24 protein-coding genes are annotated in these 22,755 nt (G+C 61.5%); 11 read left to right on the forward strand and 13 right to left on the reverse strand.

Annotated features, from left to right (window positions below; all coding sequences use genetic code 11):
* Positions 1 to 2: 2 nt before the first annotated feature.
* The 4 genes from MUM_RS0110580 (at position 3) to MUM_RS0110595 (ending at position 4,194) form a co-directional block, all read left to right on the forward strand.
* Positions 3 to 647 carry an isochorismatase family cysteine hydrolase gene (locus tag MUM_RS0110580; protein ID WP_010169688.1) on the forward strand — a complete coding sequence of 215 codons (645 nt, stop codon included), beginning with the start codon at positions 3 to 5 and terminating at the stop codon, positions 645 to 647.
* Positions 644 to 1,978 (forward strand): glutamine synthetase family protein, encoded by a 1,335-nt coding sequence (locus MUM_RS0110585; RefSeq protein ID WP_010169689.1) that lies wholly within the window; start codon positions 644 to 646, stop codon positions 1,976 to 1,978. Before MUM_RS0110580 ends, MUM_RS0110585 begins: the two co-directional genes overlap by 4 nt.
* On the forward strand, positions 1,962 to 2,714 hold the full coding sequence (locus MUM_RS0110590; RefSeq protein ID WP_010169690.1) for an N-formylglutamate amidohydrolase: 753 nt from the start codon (positions 1,962 to 1,964) through the stop codon (positions 2,712 to 2,714). The genes MUM_RS0110585 and MUM_RS0110590 overlap by 17 nt, the downstream gene beginning before the upstream one ends.
* A 136-nt stretch (positions 2,715 to 2,850) precedes the next feature.
* Positions 2,851 to 4,194 carry an APC family permease gene (locus MUM_RS0110595; protein ID WP_010169691.1) on the forward strand — a complete coding sequence of 448 codons (1,344 nt, stop codon included), beginning with the start codon at positions 2,851 to 2,853 and terminating at the stop codon, positions 4,192 to 4,194.
* 3 nt (positions 4,195 to 4,197) lie between these two features.
* Here the strand turns inward: MUM_RS0110595 and MUM_RS0110600 are convergent, their stop codons facing one another.
* Positions 4,198 to 5,235 carry an alpha/beta hydrolase family protein gene (locus tag MUM_RS0110600; protein WP_010169692.1) on the reverse strand — a complete coding sequence of 346 codons (1,038 nt, stop codon included), beginning with the start codon at positions 5,233 to 5,235 and terminating at the stop codon, positions 4,198 to 4,200.
* A gap of 276 nt (positions 5,236 to 5,511) precedes the next feature.
* Here MUM_RS0110600 and MUM_RS0110605 point away from each other — a divergent pair, with 276 nt between their 5' ends.
* The 4 genes from MUM_RS0110605 (at position 5,512) to MUM_RS0110620 (ending at position 10,176) form a co-directional block, all read left to right on the forward strand.
* On the forward strand, positions 5,512 to 6,045 hold the full coding sequence (locus MUM_RS0110605; RefSeq protein WP_010169693.1) for an RNA polymerase sigma factor: 534 nt from the start codon (positions 5,512 to 5,514) through the stop codon (positions 6,043 to 6,045).
* Positions 6,038 to 6,982, forward strand: coding sequence for a FecR family protein (locus tag MUM_RS0110610; RefSeq protein WP_010169694.1), 945 nt, complete (start codon positions 6,038 to 6,040; stop codon positions 6,980 to 6,982). Before MUM_RS0110605 ends, MUM_RS0110610 begins: the two co-directional genes overlap by 8 nt.
* A 106-nt stretch (positions 6,983 to 7,088) precedes the next feature.
* The gene (locus tag MUM_RS0110615) at positions 7,089 to 9,506 is read left to right on the forward strand and encodes a TonB-dependent siderophore receptor (protein WP_010169695.1); all 2,418 of its coding nucleotides are present in this window, start codon (positions 7,089 to 7,091) and stop codon (positions 9,504 to 9,506) included.
* Between the two features lie 49 nt (positions 9,507 to 9,555).
* Positions 9,556 to 10,176: a LysE family translocator gene (locus MUM_RS0110620; RefSeq protein ID WP_010169696.1), complete on the forward strand. Its 621-nt coding sequence runs from the start codon at positions 9,556 to 9,558 to the stop codon at positions 10,174 to 10,176.
* 2 nt (positions 10,177 to 10,178) lie between these two features.
* Here MUM_RS0110620 and MUM_RS0110625 read toward each other — a convergent pair whose 3' ends face one another.
* On the reverse strand, positions 10,179 to 10,883 hold the full coding sequence (locus tag MUM_RS0110625; RefSeq protein ID WP_010169697.1) for a CerR family C-terminal domain-containing protein: 705 nt from the start codon (positions 10,881 to 10,883) through the stop codon (positions 10,179 to 10,181).
* 99 nt (positions 10,884 to 10,982) lie between these two features.
* On the opposite strand from MUM_RS0110625, the gene MUM_RS0110630 reads away from it, so the two are divergent.
* From MUM_RS0110630 to MUM_RS0110640, 3 genes are read left to right on the forward strand one after another with little or no spacing between them, the layout of a single operon-like run.
* On the forward strand, positions 10,983 to 12,095 hold the full coding sequence (locus MUM_RS0110630; RefSeq protein WP_029615842.1) for an HlyD family secretion protein: 1,113 nt from the start codon (positions 10,983 to 10,985) through the stop codon (positions 12,093 to 12,095).
* Positions 12,088 to 13,668: a DHA2 family efflux MFS transporter permease subunit gene (locus MUM_RS0110635; protein WP_010169699.1), complete on the forward strand. Its 1,581-nt coding sequence runs from the start codon at positions 12,088 to 12,090 to the stop codon at positions 13,666 to 13,668. Before MUM_RS0110630 ends, MUM_RS0110635 begins: the two co-directional genes overlap by 8 nt.
* Positions 13,665 to 15,083, forward strand: coding sequence for an efflux transporter outer membrane subunit (locus MUM_RS0110640; RefSeq protein WP_010169700.1), 1,419 nt, complete (start codon positions 13,665 to 13,667; stop codon positions 15,081 to 15,083). Before MUM_RS0110635 ends, MUM_RS0110640 begins: the two co-directional genes overlap by 4 nt.
* Positions 15,084 to 15,199: 116 nt before the next feature.
* Here MUM_RS0110640 and MUM_RS0110645 read toward each other — a convergent pair whose 3' ends face one another.
* The 11 genes from MUM_RS0110645 to MUM_RS0110695 all read right to left on the reverse strand — a co-directional run bounded on the left by MUM_RS0110645 (position 15,200) and on the right by MUM_RS0110695 (position 22,751).
* Complete coding sequence (locus tag MUM_RS0110645; protein WP_010169701.1) at positions 15,200 to 17,395, reverse strand: OsmC domain/YcaO domain-containing protein; 2,196 nt, start codon at positions 17,393 to 17,395, stop codon at positions 15,200 to 15,202.
* Between the two features lie 101 nt (positions 17,396 to 17,496).
* A complete protein-coding gene (locus tag MUM_RS0110650; RefSeq protein WP_010169702.1) occupies positions 17,497 to 18,291 on the reverse strand; it encodes an alpha/beta fold hydrolase in 795 nt (264 codons plus the stop codon).
* A 113-nt stretch (positions 18,292 to 18,404) separates the two neighbouring features.
* Positions 18,405 to 18,719, reverse strand: coding sequence for a DUF2388 domain-containing protein (locus MUM_RS0110655; RefSeq protein WP_010169703.1), 315 nt, complete (start codon positions 18,717 to 18,719; stop codon positions 18,405 to 18,407).
* 3 nt (positions 18,720 to 18,722) lie between these two features.
* Complete coding sequence (locus MUM_RS0110660; protein WP_238535525.1) at positions 18,723 to 19,262, reverse strand: hypothetical protein; 540 nt, start codon at positions 19,260 to 19,262, stop codon at positions 18,723 to 18,725.
* 134 nt (positions 19,263 to 19,396) lie between these two features.
* Positions 19,397 to 19,816, reverse strand: coding sequence for a hypothetical protein (locus MUM_RS0110665; RefSeq protein ID WP_010169705.1), 420 nt, complete (start codon positions 19,814 to 19,816; stop codon positions 19,397 to 19,399).
* Positions 19,817 to 19,947: 131 nt separating this feature from the next.
* Positions 19,948 to 20,730 carry a glycoside hydrolase family 19 protein gene (locus MUM_RS0110670; RefSeq protein WP_010169706.1) on the reverse strand — a complete coding sequence of 261 codons (783 nt, stop codon included), beginning with the start codon at positions 20,728 to 20,730 and terminating at the stop codon, positions 19,948 to 19,950.
* Positions 20,731 to 20,832: 102 nt separating this feature from the next.
* Complete coding sequence (locus tag MUM_RS0110675; RefSeq protein ID WP_010169707.1) at positions 20,833 to 21,225, reverse strand: hypothetical protein; 393 nt, start codon at positions 21,223 to 21,225, stop codon at positions 20,833 to 20,835.
* A gap of 26 nt (positions 21,226 to 21,251) precedes the next feature.
* On the reverse strand, positions 21,252 to 21,491 hold the full coding sequence (locus MUM_RS0110680; RefSeq protein ID WP_010169708.1) for a hypothetical protein: 240 nt from the start codon (positions 21,489 to 21,491) through the stop codon (positions 21,252 to 21,254).
* Positions 21,475 to 21,777, reverse strand: coding sequence for a hypothetical protein (locus MUM_RS0110685; RefSeq protein WP_010169709.1), 303 nt, complete (start codon positions 21,775 to 21,777; stop codon positions 21,475 to 21,477). Before MUM_RS0110685 ends, MUM_RS0110680 begins: the two co-directional genes overlap by 17 nt.
* Positions 21,777 to 22,049, reverse strand: a complete 273-nt coding sequence (locus MUM_RS0110690; RefSeq protein WP_008436326.1) for a hypothetical protein — start codon at positions 22,047 to 22,049, stop codon at positions 21,777 to 21,779. The genes MUM_RS0110685 and MUM_RS0110690 overlap by 1 nt, the downstream gene beginning before the upstream one ends.
* An 87-nt stretch (positions 22,050 to 22,136) precedes the next feature.
* Complete coding sequence (locus tag MUM_RS0110695) at positions 22,137 to 22,751, reverse strand: DUF2589 domain-containing protein (RefSeq protein ID WP_010169710.1); 615 nt, start codon at positions 22,749 to 22,751, stop codon at positions 22,137 to 22,139.
* Between the last annotated feature and the right edge of the window lie 4 nt (positions 22,752 to 22,755).

A 22,755-nucleotide genomic window follows, 5' to 3' on the forward strand; every position in this document is an offset into this window, starting at 1 on the left:
CCATGTTCACGCTCCCCCATCATTCGCCCCGCGACATTCCCTTCACGCGGGACACTACCGCCTTGCTGCTGGTGGACATGCAACGCGCCTGGCTCGATCCGGCGCTCGACCCGCACTTGCATGGACCGCAGGCGGCGTACTTCCTGAACCGCGCCCGGGACACGGTAATTCCCAATCAGGTCAAGCTGTTGAATGCGGTGCGTGAAGCCAAACAGAACGTGCTGCACACCATCATCGAAAGCCTGACGGCGGATGGCCGTGATCGCTCGCTTGATCACAAGCTGTCGGACATGCATCTGCCCAAGGGCAGCTATCAGGCCGGCGTGATTGACGAACTGACGCCGGTGGAGAATGAAATCGTGTTGCCCAAGACGTCGTCCGGAGTCTTCAACTCCACCAACATCGACTACGTGCTGCGCAACCTGGAAACCCGGCACCTGATCATCGCCGGCATCGTCACCGACCAATGCGTCGACATGGCGGTGCGTGACGCGGCGGACCGGGGCTATCTGGTGACGTTGATTGAAGACGCCTGCGCGACCTACACCCCGGAGCGTCATCACGCTTGCCTGGAAGCGATCAAGGGTTATTGCTGGATCACCGACACTCAAACCGTGATCAACCGTTTGCAGGAGTGGCGCCCGTGAGCCTGATCCAGCCAACGCCCATGACCACCATCGTCACCACCGACCTGATTGGCGTGACGCGCGGACGCTCGTTTCCCGCTGACGAGCTTGAGAGTTATCAGCAGGCCGGTGTGGGCTGGGTGCCGGCCAACAGCGCACTGACGCCGCAAGACCGGGTGGCCGAGAATAATCCATGGGGCTCCTGCGGCGATTTGCGCCTGATCCCCGACATGACTACCCGCGTGCAGGTGCCCAACGGACCGGACGCCACGGCACCCGCGCTGGACTTTATTCACGCCGATATTTGCGAGACCGATGGCCAGCCCTGGGCCGCCTGCCCACGCACATTGCTGCGTAACGAGATCCAGCGGTATCGCGACGAGCTGGGGCTTGAAGTCACGGCGGCGTTCGAGCACGAGTTCAACCTGGGCTACAAAGACCCGGGTAACGCTCACCACGCCTTCTCGCTTTCGGCCCAGCATCACGCCGCGTCATTTGGTGGCTGGTTGTTAAGCGCGCTGAAAGCTGCCGGCGTCGAACCGGAGATGTTTTTGCCCGAATACGGCAAGGCGCAATACGAAGTCACCTGCCGCCCCACTCAGGGTGTGGCCGCTGCGGATCGTGCGGTGAATGTGCGGGAGATCACCCGGGAAATCGCCCGGCAGATGGGCCTGGATATCAGCTTCTCGCCCAAGCTGGAAGCCGACGGTGTGAGCAACGGTGTGCACCTGCATATCAGCCTGCAGGACCCGGCCGGCAATGCGGTGATGTACGACGCGCAAAGCAGCAACGGGCTGTCCGAAACAGGCCGGCAATGGGCCGCAGGCGTGTTGAAATTCCTGCCGGCGTTATGCGCCTTCAGTGCGCCCACGCCGATTTCCTATCTGCGTCTGAAGCCTCATCACTGGAGTGCGTCCTACGCCAACCTCGGCCAGCGCAATCGCGAAGCGTCACTGCGGATCTGCCCGACGATCACCCTCGGCGGCAAGTCCCCGGCCAAGCAATACAACCTGGAATTCCGTCCGCTGGATGCAACCGCCTCGCCGCACCTGAGCATGGCCACCGTGCTGATCGCCGGCCGGCTCGGCATCCAGCAAAAGCTCACGCTGGACAGTTCCTCCGATGAAGACCCGGAGGCCATGAGCGAAGCACAACGCCAGGCACGCAACATCCGCGCCCTGCCCGGCACCCTCGCCGATGCACTGGCCAGTCTGCGCAATAACCCGCAACTGCTGGAACAACTGCCGCCCTTGATGATGGAGGCCTACTTCGCGCTGAAAGCCGAAGAGCTCAACTCCACCGAGAAACTGACGCCTGCCGAATTGTGTGATCACTATGCCCGCCTCTACTGAAACCGCCGAACACGGCCTGTACAAGAAGCCCGTGTACCGGGTCAGCCGAGAAGATTCCGAACACCCGGTGATTCTGGTGTGCGAACACGCCAGCTCCTATATCCCGGATCAGTTGAATGCCCTGGGGTTGAGCCCCGAGGCGGCAAAGGAACACATCGCCTGGGACATCGGCGCGCTGAAGCTGGCGGAGCGGCTGTCAAAAGCCCTCGGTGCAACGTTGATCTCGGCGGCCTATTCGCGGCTTTTGATCGACCTCAACCGCCCGCTGGAAGCCCCGGACAGCATTCCGCCGCGCAGTGAGATCTACGACGTACCGGGCAACCGGGAGCTGCCCGAGAGCGTTCGCCGGTACCGCCAGCAGACCTTGTTCACGCCCTTTCACCAGCGCCTGGATGAACTGATCGACGCGCGCCTGGCCGCGGGCCGCGAAGTGCGCATCGTCGCGGTTCACAGCTTCACCCCGGTGTACCACGGCCAGCCACGCCGCCTGGAAGCCGGTGTGTTGTATGCCCGGGCCGCCACCTACGCCCAAGGCATGCTCGATGGCCTGGCCGCTCACGGCCTGAACGTCGCGGCCAATCAACCTTATGAAATCGATGTGCTGGGCGACATGACGGTGCCGTTCCATGGCGACCGGCGCGGCATCGACGCGGCACTGCTTGAGGTGCGCAACGACTTGCTGCGCACACCCGAAGCACTTGAGTCATGGACCGACTATTTGGCCCCCCTGCTGTAACTGCTGCTGTTGGCTGGACCGGTCTTACAACTATAAAAAAACCGCCTGGGCGTCTTTTAACCTGCCGGGTTCAAGAACATGTTCGGCCGCTTTGGCGGCTGCGCATTCGCCTTACTTCATACGGAAGTACCCCATCATGGCAATTGAAGAGTTTGGCTATAAACAAGAATTGAAGCGCAGCTTGTCCCTCACGGATCTGGTGATCTACGGGATGATCTTCATGATCCCCATCGCGCCCTTCGGTGTGTATGGCTACGTGAACAGCGAGGCGCCCGGCATGGTGCCGCTGGCCTACATCATCGGCATGGTCGCGATGCTGTTCACCGCCTTGAGCTACGGCAGCATGGCGCGGGCGTTTCCGATTGCGGGCTCGGTGTATTCCTATGCCCAGCGCGGGTTGAATCCCGGTGTCGGTTTTATTGCCGGCTGGTTGCTGTTGCTCGACTACTTGCTGATTCCGCCGCTGCTGTACATCTACGCGGCGATTGCGCTGAACCACTTGTACCCCGAGATTCCAAAAACGGTGTTTATCCTGGCGTTCCTGATCAGCGCCACGCTGGTCAACCTGCGCGGCATGACGTTCACCGCACGCATGAACATCGTCTTCCTGCTGGCGCAACTGGTGGTGCTGGGGATTTTCCTGGTGTGTGCCTGGAAGGCCCTGCACGGTGGCGCCGGCAATGGCCACCTGACGCTCGCGCCGCTGTATAACCCCGGCGGATTCAACGTGGGGTTGCTGATGCAGGGCGTTTCAATCGCGGTGCTGTCGTTCCTGGGCTTTGATGCGATTTCCACCCTGGCGGAAGAAACCAAGGGCGATGCCGGGCGCAGCGTGGGCCGGGCGGCGCTGATCAGTTTGCTGGTGATGGGCGCGATCTTTGTGGCGCAAACCTGGCTGGCCACCGACCTGGCGGCGGGCATGGGTTTCAGCTCCGCCGACTCGGCGTTTTATGAAATCGCCGCGATCGCCGGAGGCAACTGGCTGGCGTCACTGACGGCGATTGCCACGGCGTTGGCGTGGGGTGTGGCGGTGTCCATCACCTCACAGGCCGCGGTCTCGCGGTTGCTGTTCGGCATGGCCCGGGATGGCAAGCTGCCGGGGATTTTGGCCCGGGTCCACCCGAAATACAGCACGCCGTACCTGAGCATTTACCTGGTGGGCGTGCTGTCGCTGATCATCTGCTACTTCTTCATCGACACCGTGGACACCCTCACCTCGCTGGTGAACTTCGGTGCCCTGAGCGGCTTCATGATCCTGCACATCACGGTGATCAACTACTTCTGGCGGCGCATGAAGTCGCGCAATGTGTGGCGGCACCTGATCACGCCAGTGCTGGGGTTTGTCATCACCTTCGCGATCATGTTCAACATGGGTTTGCAGGCACAGAAACTCGGGATTGCCTGGGTAGTCATCGGGCTGGCCTACCTGTGGTTTCTGAGCCGCAAGGGCGCGAACCTGGTGTTGTCCAAGGACATCTGACGGCTAGTGCAGGGACTGCTGCAAAAACTCACTGATCAACGTGAGTACCTGCTGCTGGATCTGCGGTTTGGGACGAGCGCCCTTGGCATCCAGGCAGATGAAGCCTTCGCCGGGGTCGCTCTGTTCAATCCGCTCCACCGCGCCGGGCTTGCAGATGGGCAGGAAAGTGAAGTGGGTGGCGTCGCTGATTTCCACGTAGCGTGAAGTCTTCTGCGGCAGGCGTTTGGCCAGGTCAGCCGACTCCAGTTTTGCCGGTAATTCCGGCGACGGCGTGCCCGCCGCAATCACCAGCGTGGGCCGATGCAGCGCCGCGAGGCTGTCGTCGCTGAAGCCACGGGCGAAGCCCAGGTCCAGGGAAACAATGGCCGCCACGCGCGGGTCGCTCACGTCCTCGGCCAGGCGTTGCTTTGCCTGCTCGGTACGGCCGGCCTCGATCAGTTCATACGCCTTGCACGGCGCAATCTCGGAATGCACCTTGCAGTCCTCGGTAAAGCGCTGCGGATCAAAACGGGCACCGCCGACTTCCAGTGCGGTCCAGCCACCGAGCGAGTGCCCCACTACGGCGATCTTGTGCGGGGCCACCGCGCCAAAGCGCTTGGGCTGGGCGATCACGGCATCAATCACCCGATGGATATCGAGGGGCCGCTTCCAGAGCTCGGAGGCGGCGGGCTGCGTGCGGTCCTTGCTGGTGGTGCCGGGGTGGTTGGGCGAGGCGACGATATAACCCTGCCCGGCCAACGCACTGGCGAGCCACGACTGGTTGATCCAGTTACCGAAGATACCGTGGGAAATCACCACCAACGGATGCTCGCCGGCGGCAGGCGCGGCGTCTTTCAAGGCCGGCGCACCGACAAAAACCGGATTGTCGGCGATCAGTTGCGGCGTGCCGGCGGCATGGGTCGGGTACCACACCGCCACCTGCAACGGCCTGCCGTGCTCAGCATCGGGAATCACGATTTCCTGGAATCCGATTTTGACGTCATCGGCCTGGGCAAGGCCGGACACAACCATCAACAACAGCGCAGCACACAGCGTTTTCATCCTTGAGATCCCTAAGTGGCTAAGCGCCATATTCTGGCACGGCCGAGGAGGGAAAGCAGGTGTGTAATGAATGCGCGGCTAAACCTTCAGGCTATGGCAGCCATTCGAATGGTATGACTACCCGGTGCTCCTTGGCGGGGTGATGGCTTTACGTATCATCCTGACGGCTAACCACCCAGGAAACAGCGGTACTCTTTCAGACCCAAACCATGCTGGTAATGATATTTAATCTCATTATAATGCCCAGCTTTCGCGCATAGGACGGTGTGGGGCGTTATGGATAACGGGGACAGTCAGCACAAACTGAGCGCGCTATTTATCGGCCAGCGCCCTGCACTGGTTCGCATGCTCGCCCGAGTCACCGGCTGCGCCAGCCTGGCCGAAGACCTCGCCCAGGACACCTACCTCAAGGTGGCCAAGGCCCTGAGCGCCAGGCCCATCGAACATATCCGTCCGTTCCTGTACCAGACCGCGCAGTACCTGGCGTTTGATCACTTGCGCAGCCAGCGCAGCAAGCGGCGCTTCGAGTGCCAGGTCGCGGATGAAAGCTACCTCGCGCAGATACCTACATCCGCCCCGGGTCCGGACAACCATGCGCAAAGCCAGCAGCAACTCAAGCGCTTCGAGCAGGTGCTTGCGACCCTGCCCAAGCGCCAGCAGCAAATATTGATCCTCGATAAACTGCGGGGCTTTTCCAAAGCGCAGATTGCACAGCAACTGGACGTATCCTTGAGTACCGTCGAAAAAGACCTGCGCAGTGCGCTTGATGCCTGTACCAGAGCCACTCAGGAGCAGGCGTGCGATGACTGATTCACGTGAAGCGGCGCGCCAACAGGCCATCGACTGGTTTGCCCGACGCGATGAAGTGGCCGGCAATCCGTTGCTGCGCCATCAGTTCGAGCAATGGCGTAACGCATCCAATGATCATGCACAGGCGTATCAAGCCCTCGAAACGATGTGGAACGACCTCGCCTTCGAACAAGCCCTGCGTAATCTTGAGACAGGCCTGGACATCCCGGAGCGCCCGCCTGCCAAACGCCGGCGGGCGCGGCTTTTCGCGGTGGCTGCCTCGCTATTGATCATGCTGACCGGCGGCTGGATCGCCGATGTGCCCATGCGCTTGCGCGCCGACCACATGACCTCGGTTGCCGAGGTCCAGCGCCTGACCCTGGAGGACGGCTCGCAGATCGTCCTCGGCAGCGACAGCGCCATCAGCACTCACATGAAGGGGCCGCAGCGACAGATCCGCCTGTTGCGCGGCGAGGTGTTTATCGAGGCGTTCCATGACGCATCTCGCCCGATGATTGTTGAAAGTGCAGGTGCCAAAGTCACCGTCGTCGGCACTCAATTCAGTGTGGCGCTGAACGATCAGGACGTCACCGTGGCGGTGCGTGAAGGCCGGGTCAACGTTGCCGACACCCGCGGCAAGCAAAACTTGTTGCTGGCGGGTAGCTGGCAGCAACTCAGGCAGGATCATCTGCAGGACGCCCACACCGAAGGTGCAGAGCGGCAAATGGCCTGGGTCAACGGGCGCCTATCGTTTCAGGACGCGCCGCTGGCCGAAGTGCTCGACACCCTCAAACGCTACTACCCTGCCCCGATCTGGCTGCTCGACGCCGAGGCGGCAAAGGTTCGGGTCAGCGGCAATTACCGGCTGGATGATCCGTTGGCCATCGTCCAGGCATTGAGCAAGGTCGCCGCGACCCACGTCACCCAACTACCCGGAAAAGTGCTGGTCATCCACTAAGCCGGAAAGCCCGTGGCGTTTTATGAAAAAAGTTTTACGGGTTTCAAAGTCTCAACCCGTCAGGGATTTGTTATTGCAAACAATTCCTATTCGTTACGGGGCTCGTATGTACTTTCCAACTCTCCACTCGACGTACGCTCGCAGCGCGCTGGCGCTCGCGGTTTTCCTGGCATGCGCGCAGGCAACAGCGGCGGAACCCAACACCACGCCCGCCGCAAACGACCCGTCGAAAACCTACGCGCTGGCCATCCCCCGGCAGTCCCTGGCCAACGCGCTGGATCAGTTGAGCGAGCAAAGCGGCCTGCAGATCGTCTACTCCTCGGACCTCGCCGCCGGCATCGAGTCCCCTGCCATCAACGGCACCATGACCACGCGCCAGGCCTTGGCCAAACTGCTGGCCGGTACACGCCTGCGGGTTGAGCAGCACGGCGAAAATGCGGTGATGCTCGAGGCATTGCCGGCCACTGGTGCCCTGGAGTTGGGCGCCACCCACGTGGTCAGCAACCAGCTCGGCACCGTTACCGAAGGCTCCGGCTCCTACACGCCGGGCACTATCGCCACCGCCACGCGCCTGGTGCTGACACCCCGGGAGACGCCGCAGTCGATTTCCGTGGTAACGCGCCAGGCCATGGACGACTTCGGCCTCAAGTCCATCGACGACGTGATGCGCCATACCCCGGGCATCACCGTGGCAACCTATGACAGCGACCGCACCAGCTACTATTCCCGTGGTTTCGCGATCCAGAACTTCCAGTACGACGGCATTCCGATTCTCCAGGATGCGCAATACTCCTCCGGCCATACCCTCACCGATACCGTCATCTACGACCGGGTGGAAGTGCTCAAGGGTGCCACGGGATTGTTGACCGGCGCCGGCGGCCCCGGCGGCACCATCAACATGGTGCGCAAGAAGCCCACCGCCGAGTTCAAGGGCTACGTGGACCTGGGTGCGGGCTCATGGGACAACTACCGCTCGGAAATCGATGTCAGCGGGCCCCTGACCGAGACCGGCAATGTGCGCGGGCGCGCCGTCGCGGCGTATCAGGACAAGCACTCGTTTATCGACCACTACCAGCGCCAGACGAGTGTCTACTACGGGATTCTGGAGTTCGACCTGGCACCGAATACCTTGCTGACCGTCGGCGCCGATTATCAGGACAGTGATCCGCAGGGCTCCAGTTGGTCAGGCAGCGCCTCGCTGTTCAATTCCAAGGGCGAACCCATCAGCAACTCCCGCTCGTTCAACAACGGGGCCAAGTTCAGCAGCTGGGAGCAGTACACCCGCACCGTGTTCTCGACCCTGGAACATAACTTCGACAATGGCTGGATGGTCAAAGGCCAATACAATCATCAGATCAACGGCTACCACGCGCCACTGGCCGCCTTGCTCGACCCTGACGCCGTCACCGGCAAGGCGCAGATGCTGACGCGCAAGTACACCGGCGAGACCACCAGCGATACCGGCGACCTGTATGCCAGCGGGCCCTTCAGCCTGTTTGGCCGCGAACACCAACTGGTGCTGGGCACCTCGGTATCGCGCTCGCGCTGGCTGGGCCGTGACTACACCAACGCCACCAACCTCAACAACAGCTACGACTACTTTGGCTGGGACGGTGATGCGCCCGAACCGGATTGGGGCCCGCAGACCAAACGCAACGATGAAACCACCCGCCAGAGCGCCAACTACGCCACCGGCCGTTTCAGCCTGGCGGACGACCTGACCGTGCTGCTCGGTGCCCGCGTCAACAACTACGAAGTCAGCGGCACCAGCCAGATCAAGGACACCGGCAAAGTCGTGCCCTACGCCGGCGTGGTGTACGACCTCAACGATAATTTCTCGGCCTATGCCAGCTATACCGAAATCTACCTGCCCCAGGACGACTACCGGGATCGCAACGACAAGCCGCTCAAGCCGGACGAAGGCAAGAACTACGAGATCGGCCTCAAGGGTGAGTTCTTCGACGGGGGCCTGAACGCCAGCCTTGCCTACTTCGAGGTGCATGAGGAAAACAAGCCGGTGGACGATCTGGACTATGTCGCCAACAGCTACCCGGGGCTTGACTACGCGTCCAAGGGCGTCAAGGCCAAGACGAAGGGCTATGAAGCGGAGATCACCGGGGAAGTGGCGCCGGGCTGGCAACTGGCGGCGGGCTACACCCACAAGATCATGCGTGATCAGGCGGGCGACAAACTCTCCACCTGGGAACCGGAGGATCAGGTCAACCTCTACACCACCTATAAGCTCACGGGGCCGCTGGACAAGCTGACCCTCGGCAGCGGCGTGCGCTGGCAGGGCACGGGCTGGAAGATCCTCGAACACAATGGCATCAAGGAAAAGTTTTCCCAGGATCCGTTGTGGCTGGTGGACGTGATGGCGCGCTACCAGATCACCGACCAACTGTCGGCCACCCTCAATGTCAACAACGTGTTCGACAAGTCCTACTACACCAACATCGGTTTCTATAACTCGTCGTATTACGGTGACCCGCGCAACGTGATGCTGAGCACCCGCTGGAGTTTCTGACAGAGGGCCTGTTAACGTGGGCGGGTACCCACTTCGACGTGCCCCGCCCATGTCCATCGCCGATAACCTGCTCGCCTTCACCTTCGCCGCGACGCTGTTGACCCTCACACCCGGGCTGGACACAGCCCTGGTGTTACGCACCGCAACGGTCGAAGGCAAACAACAGGCGTTGCGCGCCACCTTGGGCATCAACGCCGGCTGTTTGCTGTGGGGCGCGGCAGTGGCCTTTGGGCTGGGCGCTCTGATTGCCGTGTCCGAGGTGGCCTTCAACGTCTTGAAGTACTGCGGCGCGGCTTACCTGGCGTGGCTGGGCCTGAACATGCTGGTGCGCCCGCGCCGCTCATTAGCGTCTGTCGAGGCCGACGGAAAACCCGGCGCCAACTGGTTCCTGAAAGGCATGCTGGGCAACGTCCTGAATCCCAAGGTCGGGATTTTCTACGTGTCTTTCCTGCCGCAGTTCATCCCCCAAGGCCACTCTATGGTGGGATGGACATTCGGGCTGGTGAGCATCCACGTGGTCATCAGCCTGATCTGGGCGCTGGTGTTGATCGGTGCCACGCAGCCACTGGCCGGCGTGCTGCGGCGCGAAAAAGTGATCCAGTGGATGGACCGCACCACCGGCCTGATCTTTGTGCTGTTTGCGGCCCGTCTGGCGTTCAGCAAGCGCTGAGGTCAGCGTCGGTCCCGATGCCGGACCAGCCCTTCCAGGGTAAACCGAGCCTGTGTCAGCACCACGTCGCGCACCAGTTCCATTTCCTTCTGGTTCACTTCGGTCCAGTTCAGGGCCGAGAGCAGCTTGGGTTTCTGTACCCGAAAGGCCAGCCCTTGGGTGAACAGCGCCATCGAATGAATCACCGTGCGATCGTCCTCGACGGCAAGGCCCGACAATCGCGCGATCAGCAGCCGGATGACATTGGCAATGCGCGCCTTGAAGCGTTCCTCGAACGCCATGGTCGCGCTTTCAGGGCAGAGTCCCGCCTGGTGACGGTCAAGAAACGCCCGCCACGCCGTGGTTTGCGGGCTGTCCTGGATCGTTGAAACCACCGCACCGAGAATGCCCAATGAGGCTTCGATCAGCGCCTGATCGTTAGCGCCCTCACCGGCCAATGCGCTTTCTGCCGCTTCAACGGTGGGCGCCATTTTTCGCCACAGCAGCGTGATCAAGTGCTCCACGCACGCCAGGTACACGCCTTCCTTGCCATCGAAGTAATACTGGATCGCCGGTGCATTGACCCCGGCCGCGTTCGCGATGTCCCGAGTGGACGCGCCGTCGTAGCCACGCTCGCCAAATACCCCAACGGCCGCCTCGACAATACGTGCGCGGGTTTCTTCACCCCGCTGATAACCCCCTTCGGCGGCTGGTTTGTGTCGTGCCATGTGCAACTCCATTTTTTTAACGTAACCAAAATATACCAGTTGACAAAAATTCGCGAAAAAACGAATTTATTCCAACTGATATAAAACTGGAGTGACTTGATGTCTGCTGCACCTCCCTCTTCTCAGGTCATTCCTGAAACCCCCGTCAACGGCCAACGTGGCAAAGCCCGACGGATTCTACTGTCACTCGCCGGCGTGGCGCTGTTGGCCGGGCTGGCGTGGGGCGCCTGGTGGTGGCTCACCGGGCGCTTTATCGAGACCACCGACGACGCCTATCTGCAAGCCGACAGCATCAGCGTGGCGCCGAAAATCAACGGTTACGTCGCCGACGTACTGGTGGCCGATAACCAGAACGTCAAGCGCGGCGACGTGCTGGTACGCCTGGACGCTCGCAAATACCAGGCAGTCAGTGACGAAGCCTCGGCGACGATTGCCGCCCGCGAGGCCGACTTTGCCAAGGCCCAGGCCGACCTCGTGCAACAGGACTCGACCATCGCCGAAGCCCGCGCCCAACTGCAAGGCGCCCAGGCCGACGCCCAACACGCGCAAACCGAAGTCGCGCGTTATGCACCGCTGGCGCGTTCCGGGGCCGAACCGGAAGAACGTCTCGCGCAACTCAACAATCAGCTGGCGCAAGCCCGCAGCACCGTGGCCGCCAAGCAGGCGGCGTTGCGCTCCAGCCAGACCCGCTACGGCACCCTGGAAGCCCAGCTCAAGCAGGCCCAGGCGCAACTCGGCGTGGCCAAGGCCAGCGAAGCGCAAAGCCAGCTGGATGTGGACGACGCAGTCATCCGCAGCCCCCTCGACGGCCGCGTGGCCGACCGTGGCGTGCGTGTCGGGCAATACGTGCAGCCAGGCACACGCCTGCTGACCGTGGTGCCGGTGAGCGCGATCTACCTGACCGCCAACTACAAGGAAACCCAGATCGGCGAGATGCGCGCCGGGCAGACCGTCACCGTGCACGTGGACGCGCTGCCGGGCCATGACATACAAGGCCATATCGACAGCCTGTCACCCGGCACCGGTGCGCAATTCGCGCTGCTGCCGCCATCGAACGCCACCGGTAACTTCACCAAGATCGTGCAGCGGGTGCCCGTGCGGATTTCCCTGGACCTGCCGGATGACGACATTCGCCAGGCCCTCGTGCCCGGCTTGTCCGCCACCGTGGAAGTCGACACCCGTACCCACAAGGCAGATGCCGACCATGGCTGAAGCAATCCTGGCCGAGGTGCCCGCGGAAAAACCGCGCAACGCCTCGCTGACGGACTGGATCGCGGTCGCCGCCGGCTCGCTCGGCGCGTTACTCGCGACCCTGGACATCTCGATCACCAACTCGGCGCTTCCGCAAATCCAGGGCCAGATCGGCGCAACCGGCACCGAAGGCACGTGGATCGCCACCGGTTACCTGATGTCGGAAATCGTGATGATTCCCCTCGCCGCCTGGTTGACCCGGGTGTTCGGCCTGCGCCGGTTCCTGATCGGCACCGCATTGATGTTCACGTTTTTCTCGATGTTCTGCGGGTTGTCTTCAAGCCTCGGCGCGATGATCGCCGGGCGCATCGGCCAGGGTTTTGCCGGCGGCGCGATGATCCCGACCGCCCAGACCATCGTGCGTACCCGCCTGCCCGCTCACCAGCTGGCAATCGGCACCACGATGTTCGGCATGACGGTGATTCTCGGCCCGCTGCTGGGCCCGGTGATCGGTGGCTGGCTCACGGAAAACATCAACTGGCGCTGGTGTTTCTTTATCAACCTGCCCGTCAGCATTACCTTGATCACCCTGCTGATCACCGGCTTGCCAAGCGAGCGCATGAACCTTCAACAGTTCATCAAGGCCGACTGGCTCGGCATCCTCGGGCTGGCGATGGGCCTGAGTTCACTCACCGTGGTGCTGGAAGAAGGCCAGCGTGAACACTGGTTTGATTCGCAATTGATCATCTGGCTGAGCATCACGATGGTCGTCGGTTTCTTCCTGATTGCCGTTGGGCAGGTCCGGTCGAGTACGCCGATCCTGCGCCTGCAACTGGTGCTCAACCGCAGCTTCGGCAGCGTGCTGCTGATTGCCACGGCCGTGGGCGCCGGGTTGTACGGCACGGCCTATCTGGTGCCGCAGTTCCTCGGCATCCTGTCGGGCTATAACGCGCAGCAGTCGGGTTCGATCATGCTGCTGTCGGGCATCCCGGCGTTCCTGCTGATGCCGATCCTGCCGAGAATGCTTGGCCGCCTGGACCTGCGGATGATGGTCGGCGTGGGTCTGTTGATGTATTGGGCCAGCTGTTTTCTCGACACCCAACTCACCGCCCAGAGTGTCGGCCATGATTTCTACTGGTCGCAGATTCTGCGGGGCTTCGGGCAGATCCTGGTGATGATGCCCCTCAGCCAACTGTCCATGCGCTCGGTGGAGGCGCGAGATGCCGGTGACGCGGCCGGGCTCTACAACATGTCACGCAACCTCGGTGGCACCCTGGGGCTGGCGCTGCTGGGCGTACTGATGGATCGGCGCAGCCACTTTCATGACGACAGGCTGCGCGAAGGCATCCAGGCCAACACCCAACTGACCCAGGACCAGATGGCGAGCGACACCGCCAGCTACCTGGCGCAAACCGGCGACCCTTCCACGGCGTCGCTGCAGTCGCTCAGTCACCTGGCCAACGACATCGCCCAGCAAGCGGCGGTGATGGCCTACAACGACGCGTTCTACGTGCTGGGACTCGCCATGCTGGCGTGCCTTCCCCTGATCTTCATCCTGAAAAAGCGCGCGGCGCAGGCAGGCCAACGAACATGATTTATCGCTCTCTTCCCCTGCTCTTCACCGTCGGCCTGCTGGCGGCCTGCACCGTGGGGCCGGACTACCACGGCGCGCCGGATGCCGCGCCAAAAACCCTGGCGGCCGGACGCTTGCCTCACGCCGGCAGCGAGTCGAGTACGCCGGGTGTCGCCCAATGGTGGCAAACCCTGGGCGACCCGCAACTCAACCAACTGGTGGCCCAGGCGCTGCAAAACAGCCCGGACATGGCGACCGCCCAGGCCCGGCTCAAGCAATCACGCGCCAGCCTGAGTGGCGCCAACGCCAACGCCATGCCCAAAATCACCGGCGATGCGGCGATGCTCAAACTGCGCTCACCCGACACCTCGGCGCTGGGTGGCAGCAGTGGCGGCGGACGCGGGCCACTGAGTCTTTACCTCGCCGGCTTCGATGCCAGCTGGGAAGCCGACCTGTTTGGCGGCACCCGCCGTGCGATCGAGGCGGCGCAGGCGGAAAACGACGCGTCACAGGCGCAGTTGGCCGATGCCCAGGTGCAACTGGCCGCCGAGGTGGTACAGACCTATGCCGACCTGCGCGACCAACAGGCGCGACTGGCGCTGGTGGACGCCAGTGTCGACATTGAGCAGCAGGCGCTGGACCTGACCCAGCAGCGGCGCAGCCGTGGCGTGGCCTCGCAGTTGCAACTGGAACAGGTACTGACCCAGGCGGAAAACACCCGTGCCCAGCGGCTGCCGCTGCAAGCCTCCATTGTCGAAGCCGTGGATCAACTCAATTTGCTGTGCGGCCTGGAGCCGGGCGAGCTGGATGCGAGCCTCAATACGCCCCGCGCCCTGCCCGCTATCCCGAGCCAGGTGCCATTTGCCGACCCGGCAGCCATATTGAAAGCCCGCCCGGATATCCGCGTGGCCGAGCGCCAACTGGCGTCCAGCAACGCGCAGATCGGCGAGAAGACCGCCGACTGGTTTCCCAAACTCAGCCTGATGGGCGACCTCTCATTCTCGGCGGCCGATCCCGGGCACCTCGCGCGCAAGGACAGCGGCACCTGGCTGTTGTTGCCGCGGCTGACCTGGAACGCACTGGATTTCGGCCGGGTGGCGGCCAGCGTCAAAGGCGCGGAAGCCGGGCGCGACGAGGCCCTGGCCCATTACAAAAGCGTGGTGCTGAGTGCGTTGCGTGACGCGGATGTGGCATTGGCCCGGTATGGCAACCAGCGGCAGAACGTGGTGTTGCTGAGGAATGTGGAATCGTCGGCGGTGCGGGCTGCGGACCTGACGCGCCAGCGTTATAAAGCAGGCACGGCGAGTACGCTGGACTGGCTGGACGCGGAGCGTACGCGGTACCAGGCGCAGGAAAGCCGGATTTCCGGGGACGCGGCGCTGCTCAAGGACTTTGCGTCGTTGCACAAGGCGCTGGGGTTGGGTTGGACGTTGTAAACGCTTAACCCTGTAGGAGCCGGCTTGCCGGCGATGGCATCAACGGGTGTACCTGATACACCGAGGTGCCTGCATCGCCGGCAAGCCAGCTCCTACAGGGGATCTTCACTAGCAGGTCAGCGCGCAGTATTGGCCCGCGCCGAATGCAGCTTCTTGTAGCTGTCAATCAACCGCAGGTGCCGATCCAGCCCTTCCAGCTTCATGCTCGTCGGCGTCAACCCGTAGAACCGCACACTGCCGTTCACCGACCCGATCGCCGCGTCCATCCGCTCGTTGCCGAACATCCGGCGGAAGTTCACTTCGTAGTCCGCCAGTTCCAGGTCTTCGTCCAGTTCCATCTCCAGCACCGCATTCACGGCCTGGTAGAACAAGCCGCGCTCGACGGTGTTGTCGTTGTACTGCTGGAACATCTCCACCAGTTCCTTGGCCTCTTCGAACTGCTGCAAGGCCAGATAAATCAGCAGCTTCAGCTCCAGAATGGTCAACTGCCCCCACGCCGTATTGTCGTCAAACTCGATGCCGATCAACGTGGTGATGTCGGTGTAGTCGTCCAGCTCACTTTCCACCAGACGCTCAACCAGGCCCTTCAACTCGGTTTCGTCGAGGCGGTGCAGGTTGAGGATGTCTTCGCGGAAAAACAGCGCCTTGTTGGTGTTGTCCCAGATCAGATCGTCGATCGGATAGATCTCCGAATAGTCCGGCACCAGAATGCGGCAGGCGGTAGCGCCGAGGTGTTCGTACACCGCCATGTAGACTTCCTTGCCCATGCCTTCGAGGATGCCGAACAACGTCGCGGCCTCTTCAGCGTTGGAGTTTTCACCCTGACCGGAGAAGTCCCATTCGACGAACTCGTAATCCGACCGGGAACTGAAGAAGCGCCACGACACCACACCGCTGGAGTCGATGAAGTGCTCGACAAAGTTGTTCGGCTCGGTCACCGCATGGCCTTCAAACGTCGGCTGCGGCAAGTCGTTCAGGCCCTCGAAGCTGCGGCCTTGCAGCAGCTCGGTCAGGCTACGCTCCAGCGCCACTTCCAGGCTCGGGTGTGCGCCAAACGAGGCGAATACACCGCCGGTGCGCGGGTTCATCAAGGTCACGCACATCACCGGGAATTCACCGCCCAGCGACGCATCCTTCACCAGTACCGGGAAGCCTTGGGCTTCCAGGCCCTGGATACCGGCCAGGATGCCAGGGAATTTCGCCAGCACTTCCTGGGGCACATCCGGCAGCGCGAATTCACCCTCGATGATTTCGCGTTTTACCGCCCGCTCGAAGATCTCCGACAGGCACTGCACCTGGGCTTCAGCCAGGGTGTTGCCAGCGCTCATGCCGTTGCTGAGGTACAGGTTCTCGATCAGGTTGGACGGGAAATACACCACCTCGCCATCGGACTGGCGCACGAACGGCAGCGAAACAATGCCGCGCTCTTCGTTGCCGGAATTGGTGTCGTACAGGTGCGAACCACGCAGCTCGCCGTCACGGTTGTAGATATGCAGGCAGTGCGCGTCGAGGATTTCCGGCGGCAGTTCGTCTTTACGGCCGGGCTTGAACCAGCGCTCGTCCGGGTAATGCACAAACGCCGCGTTGGCGATGTCTTCGCCCCAGAACTGGTCGTTGTAGAAGAAGTTGCAGTTCAGCCGTTCGATAAACTCGCCCAACGCCGACGCCAGCGCGCCCTCTTTGGTCGCGCCTTTACCGTTGGTAAAGCACATCGGCGAGTGCGCATCGCGGATATGCAGCGACCACACGTTGGGCACGATATTGCGCCACGACGCGATTTCGATCTTCATGCCCAGGCCCGCCAGAATGGCCGACATGTTGGCGATGGTGGTTTCCAGCGGCAGGTCCTTGCCCGCGATGTAAGTGCCCGCATCGGACGCCGCGCTCGGCATCAACAACGCCTGGGCATCGGCATCCAGGTTTTCGACTTCCTCGATCACAAACTCCGGCCCGGCCTGCACCACTTTTTTCACGGTGCAACGGTCGATGGACCGCAGGATGCCCTGGCGGTCCTTGTCGGAGATGTCCGCCGGCAACTCCACCTGGATCTTGAAGATCTGGTTGTAGCGGTTTTCCGGATCGACAATGTTGTTCTGGGACAGGCGAATGTTGTCGGTGGGGATGTTGCGGGTTTCGCAGTACAACTTCACAAAGTAAGCCGCACACAACGCCGACGACGCCAGGAAGTAATCGAACGGACCAGGGGCCGAGCCATCGCCCTTGTAGCGAATAGGCTGGTCGGCCACCACGGTGAAGTCGTCGAACTTGGCTTCAAGTCGAAGGTTGTCGAGAAAATTGACCTTGATTTCCATGCGGGATTACCAGAATAGCGAGCAAAATATGGCCGCCATTATCCGGGTTTCGAGGCGTAAGTCTTGTGCTTTCGGGCCTGGCCGATCGCTGGCGATGGAGATCAGCCGCGCTGAAAGTCCGCAATCTGTTGCCACATCGCGATCGGGTTGGAGTACATCGGGAAGTGCCCGCACTGGGCAATTGGCACCAGTCGCACGCCCTGGGCCTGGATATGCGCCAGGTACGACAGATGGGAATTCTGCTCGCCATACATAAACATCCGCGGGCATTCCAGGCCGAGGAACTTGCCCATCAGGTCGCCATTGTCGGACAGGTCGACCATCGACTGGAAAATCCCCCGCACCGCACCGGCGCGCACCTTGTGCCGCAGGCTCGCCGAATACAGCGCGCTGGCGTAGGCCGGTGCCTGGCGCGTGCGCTCGATGAAGGCGCTGAAAAATGCCTCGGGATCCTCTGCCGGGTAGTCGACGATCTGCCGGCTGAGGAAGCAGTCTTCCGGGCCTATATTGCCTTCGATATCGACAAAGCTCAGCACCCGGCCCGGAAACCGGTGCGCCAACATCAGCGCGGTAAGCCCGCCCATGGAGTGGCCCACCAGGTGGAAGCGGTCGATGTCAAAATGCTCAAGCACCTGCACGGCGGTCTGCAGCAGGAACGGGATGGAAATTTTCGACAGGTCGCTGCACTGGCTTTCACCGCAACCGGGGGCGTCATAGGCAATAAAGGGATGCCCGTCGAAAGCCGCCTGCAGGGTGATGTCGGCGTAGTCTTCCTTGGTCGAGCCAAAGCCATGCAGGAACACAATCGGCGCCAGGCTGCCGGCGCGGTGGATTGTGGCGATGTTCAACGGCACACCGTCGACGGTCATGGGGAGTTGCGTGTGGGTGAATGGCATGGTGAAGACTCCCTGAAAACCCGGATTGGCGGCTCAAAGCCGCTAATTTCAATGGTATTCAGGTTTCTGTAAATTCCTGATTCAAGAAGGTATTCATAGGCTGATCGTATGCATCACTGAATCACCGCCACCGCCTCGGCAAACTGCGCATCACTGACATCATCGTTACCGCCCGTGCTGCGAAAACTCAGTAGCGCCTGTTCGAAATACGCGCCACGAATCTCGCCGTCGGACCCTACAAACGCCAACGCGTCATTCTTGGCCGAAAGAAAGCTGCCTGGGCGCGTCGTCAGTTCCGACGTCAGCAAGGTGAAGGTGGAGAACCTCAGGCATGACCAACCCAGCGGATCGTCGGCAAAGGAGATACCGTCTTTGGCCTGGGCGGAAGTGGTGATGAGCAAGGCGAAGATGAACGCGAAGATTCTCAACGATCAGCCGCCCAGTTCGCAGACAGCGGTGCCCTTCATACCCGAGGCTTGCACGCTGACGTGCCGCACGGTAAAGCCGGGTTGCGTCACGGTTTTCTTTTCGGACCATGTCCCGCCACTGGCGACCTGGTAGCTGATGGAGCCGTCGTCGGCCCAAGCCAGGCGCAGTGAGTAGACCCCGTTGTGATCGGCAGTGGTCAGCACCAGGCTATCAGTGACCCGCTGTGCCTTGTTGAACAGCCGCAGCTGGAAAGCCCTTTGATCGTCAGTACCTAGCGGGTAGCTGGAGAGAAACAGGATATTGTCCTGGGCATCATCTTCACCCGCCCCGAGAATGACCGAAGATACCCATTCCTCACCGAGATTGTTTTTTTCAGTGGTCACGTTGCAGGTCAACTGCCCGTGATGCCCGACCTTCTGCTTGAGGTAGGTGCCGTAAAAGCCGTGGGGCACATTGAACTTCAGCGTTTGCACCGGCCCAGTGCTGCAGCCGAACAGCAAGCTCAATAGCGATAGCCCGATCACTCCTTGAAAAACCTTCACACGCGCTTCCTTCCTTGAAATGGCTGATGACATCGGGGCGCAAGGCTAACCGTCTTGCCGGATGTGTACAACATCGCCAGGTACCTGGACCATGGTCCTGCCGTGTTCCAATGGAACACGGCAGGGTTGTTGGCTTACGCCGTGGCCTCACGATGACGGCTCAAGTCGACAGCCATATCGGTATCACCTTCGCATCCGAACAAGCGCAGGTTTGGCAGCCCGGCGCGAATCAGCGGGCGTACGTTCTGGGCGAAGGCATAACCGTTACAGATATCGAAGTACAAGCTGCCGCTCCACCCTCCCGGCGGGTTGGCCAGCAATGCGTCGGCGAACTGACGAGGGGTGAAGTCGGTGAAGTTGACCCCTTCTTCGCCGAAGGCTTGCGGGGAGCCGTGCGCGGTGATGACCAGGACATCGCCATTGCGCAGGCGCCCGAGTGTCTGCGGCAGGGCGGCGCGGCGGCAGCCGCTGTAGCGATAGTCAGCGCGAAAATTACGCGCGGCGGCGGTTAGCTGGCTGTCATCACGGCACCAGCAAAGCAGGGTTGTGCTCATGGTCTTGCTCCTTGCATGAGGTTGCGAACATTGAGAGAGGTTGCGTTCACATCTATTCCCCTTTTAAAGGGGATGGCGCGGTTGCGCCCTTCTCCCGCGCCTCGCAGCGCAGGAAAGCCGTAAAAATACGCTCAATTCATCAGCAGCCATTTGGCTCGCTCGAGATAGGCCATCCGCTCGGCAAGGCCATTGGCGCCGCCGTTGATGAGTCGCGTGACCTCCTTCACATTGTCGGCATCGGCCTGGTCGTTGAGGTTCCTGCTGGACCAGAACCAGCCCGCAACGTCTACCGACAGGTCGGGGTCTGTGCCCACCAGCCCAGGCGCATCAGTGCCCTCGAAATCCCGGTGGCAGGCCAGGCCGTACTGGCGATAGTTGGCACGGCCCGTGAGCTGGATCAGGCCCCTGCCCTTGAACAGCTTTCCATCGCCTGGCTTCGTATTGCCAAGGTCTTTGCGCCCTTCGTAAGCAGCACCCGAAGCGATTTCTTCGGTGTAAACCAGGCAGCCACTTTCGTGGGCGATCTGCGCCAGGAAATGTGCAATGCGCAGCGGCGTATTGATCTTGTAGCGATTGAGCACATCGACAATCGGCTGGAAAAACTCGGCAACGCGCAAGGCGCTGGCGGTGGTCATGATGATGCGCAACTTTTCCACCGTCAGGCCTGATGGCAGCCCCTTGCGCAGCGCCGCCATTGTCTGGTCACACGGTGCTACCAGAGCCCCCGGAGTAACCCCTGCACCTTGCTGGAAAGTCTTCAGCGCCCCACGGGAGCCGCTCCCCCACGCCCCATCGGTGGCGAGGTTGCAGACCAGGCCATGTTGGCCGCTGTTGAGGTTGAGCAGAAACTGAAGGCTGCGTACATCTGCCGGAATATTCTTGCCGCTGTCGCCGACTGTATTGCTAATGCACATGGTTTGCTCCTTGCTGCAGGCACACGTTTCCCGTCAGGCGACGGGGAACGTGCCTTGCGTCAGTGTGTTCTGAAGGTGAAACTCAGGAAGCGGGCGTTGTCGTTACTTGCCCGGGGGATCGAGCTTGACGGTGTAGAGGGGGCTCTCTTCGCCACGTTTAAACAACTCAATGACGACAGCACTGCCAGCGGCGCGTCTGTGCAGATAACCATTTTCCAGTGGCGCACAACGGCCCTTTGCCGGCCCCCCCAAGGCGTAGAGATCTACTTTCTGCTCATCCGTCGTGACGAAATTGAGCGTGAGATTGCACGCCCAGCTGCCTGCAACGCGCAGATCTCCAGCCGGGGCAGACGGTGTGGCGCTGGGGAGCGTCAGGGCAACTCGAACATAGTTGTTACCGTCGAGGATGGTCCCCGCCAATTGTTCATCGGCAGAAGCCGGCAGGATGACTGCCAGCAACATCGCGCCAGCGAACAGGGATGCTGTTTTTTTCATTTTGACTCTCCTTGTTAAGTGACTGTCTAGAACCACAACGCCAGCAAACGACTCGCCAGCTGCACAATCGCCATCGCCAGATCGGGCCTGAGCATCCCGAGCACTGCCACCGCGCACAGGAAGGCAACACCCAACCCGCATAACACGCGCTTGCGCATCGACATGTCCGATGGCGGCTCGACGTTTGGCTTGATGATCTCTCGCAGCGTCTTCGCCTCCTGTTCAGACAGGGTCAACAACATCGAGCGGTCAGTGCGCTTCGTCATCGTCACGCCCTCCATAGCGTCCAAGCAGATTGCCATCGAGGCGAACGGTGATCGCTTCAGCCGCATCGCCCGGCACCTCGATACACAGTTCATGAGCGGTTGCCTTGCCCCGCGGTGCACGCCCGATCCGCAGCGCCAGCGCCCCGGATGCAACCCGCTCCACCGTGGCGGCCACAACCACCTCCATGCCTGCCACGTAAGTACCCGGCCACAATCGACTGGAGGCCACCTGCGCCAGGTGCATTTCGCCGCCCAATGCCCGGATAAACTCCTCCAGGCGGGTCATCACGACTGCCCTTCGTCATCGGGCAGCCAATACGGCTTGCGGGCAAAACCCAGGTGGTAGATAAGTGCCTGCAACACCACCTGGTGCTCGCCAATATTGAGCAGCGTGAAATTCTTTTCGATGCCGACAATCCGCCCCTTGGGGGTTTCGGTCAGGCAGCGATTGAGCAGCGCGGCTTGTGCCTGCACCACCGCTTCGGGAGTCAGCTTTTCCGGATCGGTACTGCCGACCACGATGCGCTTTACGTATCCCACGTCCGTCAGGTCGAACATCATGGGTCTCCTTTCCGGAAAAGCCTGACGACCAGCGCCGGGTTAATCCCCTATAGCCGCTGGCTGTTAAGCACTAACGATGCCGGCTTACGCTGGCGCCTGGGTGATCGCCTTGGGCGCGACGGACTGGGCGATCATGTCGAGCACCCGGGCCAGGCCTTCAGGCATGCCGTCGTCACTGGCATGCACCTCGACGTGATACTTGGCCGACTGGTCGCTTGATCGGGTGTTTTCCTTGTGAGAAGACACCGAGCCCGAGATGTTCACCTTGGCGCTGAACGGGCCCCAGCCAATCTTCGCCTCGGCCGACAACGCCGCTGCGGAGTCGCTGGACTCGCGGGATTGCTCGGAGTTTTTAACCTCCATGTCGAAGCTGATGTCGACCTTGTTAATGGACAAGTTCGGCACCTTCACCACGGCCAGAAGCGGCACTTCCAGCTCCACCGTTTCCATCGGGTTGAGCCCGCCCGTGCCCGGGTTGGCCTGTGAAGGCCGATCGAAACGGAACATCACTGTTCGCACGCCACCGACCGCGTTGGGATCGTCGTCGGTCGCGGGCGGCAGAAAGCCAATCACCTTGATGAAATCAGCGGTGGCATTGGCCAGGCGTACTTGGGCATCGCAAGCGGCGGTCAGGGGACCGCCGATCAAGTCACCCATGGGAAGGCCGCGGAATTGGTCACCCATCGAGAAGTTAGGCATAAGT

The sequence above is a fragment of the Pseudomonas sp. PAMC 25886 genome, from assembly GCF_000242655.1.
Lineage (GTDB): Bacteria > Pseudomonadota > Gammaproteobacteria > Pseudomonadales > Pseudomonadaceae > Aquipseudomonas.

Excerpts from the sequence above, each read along its gene's own strand:
- MUM_RS0110580 (WP_010169688.1), top strand. The coding sequence starts at position 3 with ATGTTCACGCTCCCCCATCATTCGCCCCGCGACATTCCCTTCACGCGG.
- MUM_RS0110590 (WP_010169690.1), top strand. The coding sequence starts at position 1,962 with ATGCCCGCCTCTACTGAAACCGCCGAACACGGCCTGTACAAGAAGCCC.
- MUM_RS0110595 (WP_010169691.1), top strand. The coding sequence starts at position 2,851 with ATGGCAATTGAAGAGTTTGGCTATAAACAAGAATTGAAGCGCAGCTTG.
- MUM_RS0110600 (WP_010169692.1), bottom strand. The coding sequence starts at position 5,235 with ATGAAAACGCTGTGTGCTGCGCTGTTGTTGATGGTTGTGTCCGGCCTT.
- MUM_RS0110605 (WP_010169693.1), top strand. The coding sequence starts at position 5,512 with ATGGATAACGGGGACAGTCAGCACAAACTGAGCGCGCTATTTATCGGC.
- MUM_RS0110610 (WP_010169694.1), top strand. The coding sequence starts at position 6,038 with ATGACTGATTCACGTGAAGCGGCGCGCCAACAGGCCATCGACTGGTTT.
- MUM_RS0110615 (WP_010169695.1), top strand. The coding sequence starts at position 7,089 with ATGTACTTTCCAACTCTCCACTCGACGTACGCTCGCAGCGCGCTGGCG.
- MUM_RS0110620 (WP_010169696.1), top strand. The coding sequence starts at position 9,556 with ATGTCCATCGCCGATAACCTGCTCGCCTTCACCTTCGCCGCGACGCTG.
- MUM_RS0110625 (WP_010169697.1), bottom strand. The coding sequence starts at position 10,883 with ATGGCACGACACAAACCAGCCGCCGAAGGGGGTTATCAGCGGGGTGAA.
- MUM_RS0110630 (WP_029615842.1), top strand. The coding sequence starts at position 10,983 with ATGTCTGCTGCACCTCCCTCTTCTCAGGTCATTCCTGAAACCCCCGTC.
- MUM_RS0110635 (WP_010169699.1), top strand. The coding sequence starts at position 12,088 with ATGGCTGAAGCAATCCTGGCCGAGGTGCCCGCGGAAAAACCGCGCAAC.
- MUM_RS0110640 (WP_010169700.1), top strand. The coding sequence starts at position 13,665 with ATGATTTATCGCTCTCTTCCCCTGCTCTTCACCGTCGGCCTGCTGGCG.
- MUM_RS0110645 (WP_010169701.1), bottom strand. The coding sequence starts at position 17,395 with ATGGAAATCAAGGTCAATTTTCTCGACAACCTTCGACTTGAAGCCAAG.
- MUM_RS0110650 (WP_010169702.1), bottom strand. The coding sequence starts at position 18,291 with ATGCCATTCACCCACACGCAACTCCCCATGACCGTCGACGGTGTGCCG.
- MUM_RS0110665 (WP_010169705.1), bottom strand. The coding sequence starts at position 19,816 with ATGAGCACAACCCTGCTTTGCTGGTGCCGTGATGACAGCCAGCTAACC.
- MUM_RS0110670 (WP_010169706.1), bottom strand. The coding sequence starts at position 20,730 with ATGTGCATTAGCAATACAGTCGGCGACAGCGGCAAGAATATTCCGGCA.
- MUM_RS0110675 (WP_010169707.1), bottom strand. The coding sequence starts at position 21,225 with ATGAAAAAAACAGCATCCCTGTTCGCTGGCGCGATGTTGCTGGCAGTC.
- MUM_RS0110680 (WP_010169708.1), bottom strand. The coding sequence starts at position 21,491 with ATGACGAAGCGCACTGACCGCTCGATGTTGTTGACCCTGTCTGAACAG.
- MUM_RS0110685 (WP_010169709.1), bottom strand. The coding sequence starts at position 21,777 with ATGACCCGCCTGGAGGAGTTTATCCGGGCATTGGGCGGCGAAATGCAC.
- MUM_RS0110690 (WP_008436326.1), bottom strand. The coding sequence starts at position 22,049 with ATGTTCGACCTGACGGACGTGGGATACGTAAAGCGCATCGTGGTCGGC.
- MUM_RS0110695 (WP_010169710.1), bottom strand. The coding sequence starts at position 22,751 with ATGCCTAACTTCTCGATGGGTGACCAATTCCGCGGCCTTCCCATGGGT.